Source organism: Streptomyces sp. NPDC053673 (assembly GCF_055585225.1).
In genome coordinates this window covers 1-7,028 of the sequence record NZ_JBVJKN010000072.1, presented here as the reverse complement: position 1 = coordinate 7,028, position 7,028 = coordinate 1, and the positions used below count along the sequence as shown (strand labels likewise).

At 69.9% G+C, this 7,028-nt stretch carries 4 protein-coding genes and 1 pseudogene; all 5 read right to left on the bottom strand.

All coding sequences use genetic code 11. The annotated features are described in order from the left end of the window. Positions 1-429: 429 nt before the first annotated feature. The 5 genes and pseudogenes from ACZ6ZQ_RS38215 to ACZ6ZQ_RS38195 all read right to left on the bottom strand — a co-directional run bounded on the left by ACZ6ZQ_RS38215 (position 430) and on the right by ACZ6ZQ_RS38195 (position 5,474). Positions 430-1,086: a hypothetical protein gene (locus ACZ6ZQ_RS38215; protein ID WP_469773146.1), complete on the bottom strand. Its 657-nt coding sequence runs from the start codon at positions 1,084-1,086 to the stop codon at positions 430-432. A gap of 68 nt (positions 1,087-1,154) precedes the next feature. Then, positions 1,155-2,223 (bottom strand): annotated as a pseudogene (locus ACZ6ZQ_RS38210) (IS630 family transposase). A 102-nt stretch (positions 2,224-2,325) separates the two neighbouring features. Further along, positions 2,326-2,808: a hypothetical protein gene (locus tag ACZ6ZQ_RS38205; RefSeq protein WP_469773145.1), complete on the bottom strand. Its 483-nt coding sequence runs from the start codon at positions 2,806-2,808 to the stop codon at positions 2,326-2,328. A gap of 222 nt (positions 2,809-3,030) precedes the next feature. Next, positions 3,031-4,803 carry a S8 family serine peptidase gene (locus tag ACZ6ZQ_RS38200; RefSeq protein ID WP_469773144.1) on the bottom strand — a complete coding sequence of 591 codons (1,773 nt, stop codon included), beginning with the start codon at positions 4,801-4,803 and terminating at the stop codon, positions 3,031-3,033. 191 nt (positions 4,804-4,994) lie between these two features. Then, the gene (locus ACZ6ZQ_RS38195; protein WP_469773143.1) at positions 4,995-5,474 is read right to left on the bottom strand and encodes a hypothetical protein; all 480 of its coding nucleotides are present in this window, start codon (positions 5,472-5,474) and stop codon (positions 4,995-4,997) included. Between the last annotated feature and the right edge of the window lie 1,554 nt (positions 5,475-7,028).

Sequence of the window (7,028 nt, the reverse complement as noted above, 5' to 3'; positions counted from 1 at the left end):
GTAATGCACCCCTGACCGAGACCGGCCGTCTGCGTCTTGCCCGCTGCGTGGTCGAGGACGGCTGGACTCTGCGGCGGGCCGCCGAACGCTTCCAGACGCCGCCCAGCGCGCACTCGACGTCCTCGACCGCGCCCCGCCTAGCCGCCTGCGCTCCACCGCCCGGGCACGGCTGACCCGCCTCGACGGACTGCTCGCCGTCCGATCCACCCACAGCGTCAGCGACCTGCGCGAGCGCGTCCGCACTTTGCCCCCTCCCGTCGACGTACACGACGACGCCTCCGCCTGACATCGATCCCTGGCCGCCCCGCGACCAGCACCGATGGCCTGGCCGTACTCAAGGCCGTGGTCGACTGCGCACGTGGCCCGGTGTGCTCTCGCCGCGGTAGGGGCACGATCATCAGCCTGGCCGCGGCTGAGGCCGATCCGCTCCTATGACCGCGGTGTGCTGGCCCAGCGCCACTTGGTGAGACGAGGGTGCCCCGGCAGTTCGGCGCGGCCGGTGGCCCACAACAGGGTGAGCCAGGGATCCGCGCCGCCCGGAGCTTCTGGAAACAGACGGGCGAGCACCCGCGAGCAGAGAGCGGAGGGCGGGGTCCAGGCAAGCCCGAAGCCTTCCGCCAGATCGTGCATGTGTACCAGCGTCTCCACCACCCCCATCGCCGCGAAGCCTTCGGGGTCCGACACCCCGGCGGCGTGGTGGGCGCGGACCCGGGGAGGCCTCGTACGCACCATGGCGACCAGCAGCGCGCCGCTCGCCTCCAGCACCTGCACCAGGCCGGCCGGACCCGCATCACGGTCCGCGAAGAGGAAGACCGCGGGTCCGTCCGGCCTCTTCTGGCTCAACGCGAAAGGCACATGGGTGTCCAGCGGCGGGCTCTGCGGCCCCAGCTGCACGGCGTAGTAGACCAAGTCGTTGGCAAGGTGCTCGACGGTCTCCCAGCAGTCCCACTCCAGCGAACCGGCCTTACCGCCCCACCCCTCCGCGGGTGCGTCCCGAAGGATGCCCACGGCGAGCCGCACGGCAAGGTCGACGTCGTCCGCGGTGACGGGAGACAAGACTGATCCGGTTTCGCTTGATCGAGACATGGCAGCACCGTATCGGAGGGAAGAGGGCAACCCCTTTCAGCTCCTGAGGTTTTCGGTTCGGGGTGACGTCATGGCGGGGCTGGGATGAGTCCGGTTTCGGCGATGAATCCGTCGAGCAGGTCGGGCTGGTACTGCATCCGTTTCAGGCGGGTTCGGGCCAGTGCGGCGAGCTGGTCGAGACTGCACGGGGCCAGGTTGCCCAGGCTGTGCTTCAGGTGTGCCCACACCCCCTCGGCCGGGTTGAGGTCCGGCGCGTAAGCGGGGAAGCGGAAGACGGTCAGCCAGCCGCGGGCCTCGATCAGCTCACGCATCGCGGCGTCGACGTGATGGGTGTAGTTGTCCCACACCAGCACGATTGGCCCGCCAAGCTGCTGGTGAGCCGCGTCCAGTAACGCGGCGAAGTCCTTCTCCCGGAAGCCCTTCCGCTCGCCCTTGCGGCCGTGGTGCACCAGCATCCGGAAGATGAGCCGGGTATGCCGGCTCCGCCTGCGGCACACCAGGCCGACGAGTGAGATACGCCCCGAGCCCCCGCCCCGGACAGTGACACGGGGCGTGTGGCCGCGCCGGGACCAGGTCCGTGCTTTCGGCGGCCTCAGCACCTGGCCGGCCTCGTCCGCGAAGCACAGCCATGCGTCCTGGTCCCTCACCGTCTTTCCACGCGGGGCCACGTCTCCTTGATCCACGTGGCCACCGCGTCCTCGTCGCGTTCGGCCGCCCGGCGCTGCGGGACCTGCACGCTCCAGCCCATCTGGTGCAAGATGCGCCAGGTCTGCGCCGGGCTGAACCGCACGTGGAAACGCCGCGCAATCACCGTGGCGATGCGTGCCAGCGTCCACCGCTGGTCCTCCACCCAGCCGTGCGCGGCCGGCCCCTTCTCCAGCTCGGCGGCCAGCCACTCCCGCCAGCCGGGCTTCATCCGCGACGGCCGCCCGGACGGTCCCCGGGACCGCAGCGCCTCAACGCCGCCCTCCCGCCAGCGGGCGTGCCAGGCATACGCGGACTTGCGGGAGACCCGTAATCGCCGTGCGACCTGCGGCGGCGCCACACCTTGCGCGAATAACTCGGCAGCCTCGAACCGCACTTGCTCCCGCTGAGTCCGCTGCTTCGCGGTCAGGCCACCCCATCGGGATATCGCATGAAACCGGGACACACCCACCAGCGAGATCACCGTCACCCCAGGCCGAAAACCTCAGTAGTGCGCTGTCCGTGAGGGTGCGGCCGACCATCACGGACAACGCACTAGCCGGTGCTGGACGAGATCCAGTCCTCGTTGTTTCGGTGACGGTCCAGTCCCACGGCATCGAACTCGTCCTCGCCCAGGCTCTTTCGTGCGCCAAGCCGCCGCAATGCCTGCGAGATCGGGCTGACTGCCCGCGAGAACCGCTTCTTTTCGGGCTCATCCAGTGGTCCCAGTGCCAGCGAGCCGTCAGCCCAGACGGCGGCGCGTTGCTCGCCGACTCCGCCGAAATACTCGGCTTCCACAAAGGCGACCGGTCCTGCTGAGGACCACTGGGCGAGCAGCGTCTCGAAGCCTCCCGGCAGCTTCCAGAACCCCAGATCCCCTCCGTCGCTGCCGTCTGTGACGACGTCGAAGACCTCATCGGTCATCGGCATCAGCGACAGGCCCTGTCGAAGAGGCACCACTCGGGCTCCAGGAACCTCCCGCGACGCGACATGCAGCAACTCGTCTGCCGCGATCACTGCCTGCAATTCGTAACCCACCCCGCGGCCTCCCCAACCAATTGGAGCCCCATCTTGCCCGACACGTCGCGCACGAACCCACGTGCCTCCCCGCCTCAGAACCCACACCCCACCAGCGGGTTCCTGCCAGATCCGCATGCGTGACCTGTTCGGCTGACCGGACCCGGCCGCCGTCTCCGCCCCCCACGGCCCGATGGCGGCAGGGCCGAAAGGGGGGCGGAGGTCTGTGAAGGCGTCGTGCCGTCAGCCCCACACTCCGGCCGGCGTGTACTGCTCGGCTTGCTGCCAGCTCGCGGGGATACCCAGCGCCGTAGGCGCGTCCGCGACCCCCGCGCCCGTACGGGGATCCGTACCGGGCAGCGGCTGGCAGGCGGTGCGCAGCAGCATGTACAGGCGGTCGGCGCGTGCCGCGGTTCGCGGCACCACCTGCGTGCGCAGATGGTCGTGGTGGGCCAGCAGCAGGGCCGCCAGGCCGGTGACGTGAGCGGCGGCGATCGCTGTGCCGTCGACCGCGGCGTAGCCGTCACCGAGTGCGGTGGTGATCACCGCTGCGCCGGGCGCGACCAGGTCCACCCCCGGACCGGTCGGAGTGAACGGAGCCGGGTACGGGCCGGGCCACGGCGGCTGCACTGCAGTGAGCGGGCTGCTCGTGGGGTAGGTGCCGGTATGCGCGAGCGCCCCCACCGCCAGCACCCCCGGGAGGGTGGCGAGCTGGGTGAGCGGCCCGGCGGTATCCCCCGCCGGGGCGATGACCGTGATCCCGGCGGCGTGCGCATCGGCGAGTTTCCAGGCGGCCAGCTGGGAGCGTGCGCCATAGGCGAGGCTGATCTGGGCGATGTCGATGTCGTGGGTGATGCAGTAGTCGACCGCTTCGATCAGGTCGCTGAGGTGCCCGCCGGGAAACAGCTTCAGCGCATGCACCTCGGCCTCCGCCGCGATCCCGGCGATGCCGGCGTTGTTGTCCGCCGCGGCGATGATGCCAGCACACAAGGTGCCGTGCCCGGTCACATCGAGGCCCCAGGTGCCGTTTCCGGCGCCGGTGAAGTCGTGCCCGTGCTTGACCGTGTCCCTGAGGTCTGGGTGGGCGGTGTTCACCCCTGAATCGAGCAGCGCGATCCTGATGCCGTGGCCGCGGTAGGTCGGCGGGATCTGGTTGAGCCGCATCGCCTGTGCACCCCAGCCAGTGATGGCCCGGCCCGGGAAGCCCTCGAACGTCTCCGACAGAGCCTGCACCGTCACCACCGCTTCTCCGCTGCCCGCGGGTTGGGGGCTCCCGGTGCGCGCCGGCCAGTAGCCGGCCACCGGACGCACGTAGAGGGCCTGCAGGGTCTCCGGGGTGTCCGCGGCCAGGGACAGGGTGACGCGTCCGTCCGGGCCGGTGATGCCATGGGCCGGGCCACCGGTGCCGATCGCCCACACGTGCGCCCCGGCCACCGCATCCCCCTCACCGCCCACCACCCGCAGCGTAAGCTGCTCGGGCTCCTCCAGCGTGACGACCAGCATCGGATCCAGTACCGGCACCGGGCCCAAGCCGACCGGCGGGGTGGGGGTGTAGGACAGGGGCTGGTCGATCTCCACGACCACCTGCGGGTTCGCCGCCAGGGCGTGGGCCCGCTCCTGGGGCATCTTCACCACCGCGATGGGCGGGCAGGCCGGGTGTGGCTCCGCGATCGCCCCCAACCCGCGGGAACGGGACGGCTGCACCTGCGCCACCGGTTCCACATCGGGGTCCTCCTCCAACAGCTTGAACAGCGCCGAGGCCTCGATCGGCGGCACCCCACCGCCCAGCAGCCCGAGCGGGCGCGGCGCCACGAGATACCGGCCCCACCCCGCCCGCACACCCCGACCCTGGTAACCCGGCGCCTGCGCCTCCCCGGCCGTTCGTCCGGCCGGCTCACCGGCCCCGCCCGCAGCCGCCACCGGCTGCCCGGCCTCACCCGCCGCGCCCTGCGCACGCGCGGTCTTTCCGGCTTTGCCGTTGCCCGGCTTCACACCGTTGCCGCCCTGCTCACTCATTCAGCCAACCGCCATCTCAACGTAAAGCGTCGTCGTACGCCCCGGGTCTTCCGTGGCCGGCCGGGAAGCGGGCGTCCATGAGCTCCCCGGCCAGCGGCCCGCCGCGCCTTTGCCTCACCCCGGCGCGACATGCGGCCGGGCAGACGCCCGCTCCCCTACAGGGAGAAAACGGGCGCCGCCCGGCCGGGGGCTCACATGCCCATAGGCGACAGTTGTCCGAACTGCGGCTGCGGCCCGAAGGCGCCCTGGCCCGGGAACTGGCCGAACTGCTGCTGGCCGTAACCACCGCTCCACTGCTGCTGGCCCTGCTGACCCTGCTGCACCAGCGTCATGATCGCGATAGGCAGCGCCTGCTGCACGGACTGCTCCACCGCGCTGCGCACGCCCTGGAGCAGGGTGTGGTGCAGCGCGACAGCCAGGTACGGGTGGGCCTGGTGGGCCAAGCCCTGCTGCTGCAGCTGCTGCTGGACCTGCTGGATCTGCTGCAGCGTCTGCTGCATGCGCTGCGCGATCTGCTGGCTCGCCTGCTGGCAGGCCTGCTGGATCGTCTGCTGGACCACCTGCGCGAGCTGCTGCTGCGGCCCGGCGATCTGCTGGCCGAACAGTTGCTGCTGCCCGTACGGCTGCTGGATCTGCGGCTGGCTGATCTGCTGAGGGGTGTACACGGACATGCGGAACTCCTCCTTGAGCTCTCCGGAAAACACAGACGAACGGCGCACCGGACAGCCCGGCCGCCGCCACCGAGCAGCAAACCATCAACCGACCAAGAGCACATTCCGGGACATACCTCCAAGCGGCGGAGTCACGTGATGGACGCGTTGACGATCGCCCGGTCACGGCGCCCGCCCTGCACACGAGCGGGGCAGCGCCGCCGCGCAGAGTGGGCGATTGGTCTGGATAGGCCGCCCGGGCGCAGGCTGGAACCACGACCGTGGACCACGCCCGAGGCGCTCATGGAATGCGGAACAACCGCACGGTCCAGTCCCTCCACGAGCCCATCAGCACAATTGCCACCGGCAACCCTCACAAGCTGGTCCGCCCCGGCCGCACCGTCGACGACTGCAAGGCTCGCGGAGACGGCCCCCACGGGGAACAGCCGGGACCAGACACGGCTGCAGATGCTGGAGCGGCCGGCGGAGGGCGGCCTGCCCGGCTACGAGGTGACGATGAGCAGGGAGCCGGAGCGACGGCCGGCAGTGGTGCGAGCAGTCTTGGCCGACTCGGGCAGGCTGAGGACTCGTGCGAGTGCAGCGGTGACGGGGGGAGCGGTCGGGTTCCTCCAGTCCCATTGCAGCAGCCAGGTAGGAAGGTGGTGCGTTTGGGGCTGTCCGTCCTTCGGTCGGGTGAGGATGTCAATGGGGCAGTAGCCGGACGGCTTGCACGACAGGACCAGCAGGGTTCAGTCACGGGGCATGTGTCTCACCGCCGGGCAGTCGGATGACCGAGCGCTGCAGGGAGCGGGGGTCGTCATCGAGGTGGGCGCCGGCGCTCGCCACGCTTGTGCTCCTCGGCAGCTCGCGGCGGGGGTTCTTTCGTGGCGGTGCCGCACGTGCGAGGGCTCAACGGCGCATAGGTCGAGAAGCAACCATCCGAGCGCTGATTGCGCCCTACTGGCTCAACGCGTATCAGTTCGCCCTCGCTCGCGAGGCAGTCCACAAGCCGAGCCCCCTTCTCGGTGACGGCCTTCGGGGGCGCGCCCCGAGACAAGGTGGTCCGCAGAGACCGCCCGGGCTGATGTCGACGCCTTCTGACGCCGGCTCTTTCGGATCAGGCCGATCCTGCCCGAAGGGAAGAGCCGCCCCTTCCTCTCCTCCGCTCCCTTCCGGCCGGACAGGCCCAGGGTTTCCCGCGTCCCGGTGTGCGCGCGCACGTGTACCCGCACTCTCCATGGTCACGCGGCAGTTACCCCAATGGACGCATCTTCTTGACTGAAGTTCCCTGTGTGTGGAGGAAGTTCGACCGGGAGTCCGACTTGTGGACCTGGCCGATTTCGCACTCTGAACTTCTATTGATCAAGCCGCAGCCGTGTGAAGGTCTTGATGCGAGCACATCAATTGGTCAGGATCTCGAACCAGCCGCCGGAGATTTTCCTTCCGGAAGCCAATCCCCCCACAAATGATGACGAGGAGACCCCTCTTCATGGCAACTCACAAGCGCGCGAGCAGGATCAAGCTCACCGCGGCGATAACCGCCGTGGCCGCCGCTGCCGGAGTGACCGTGCTCAA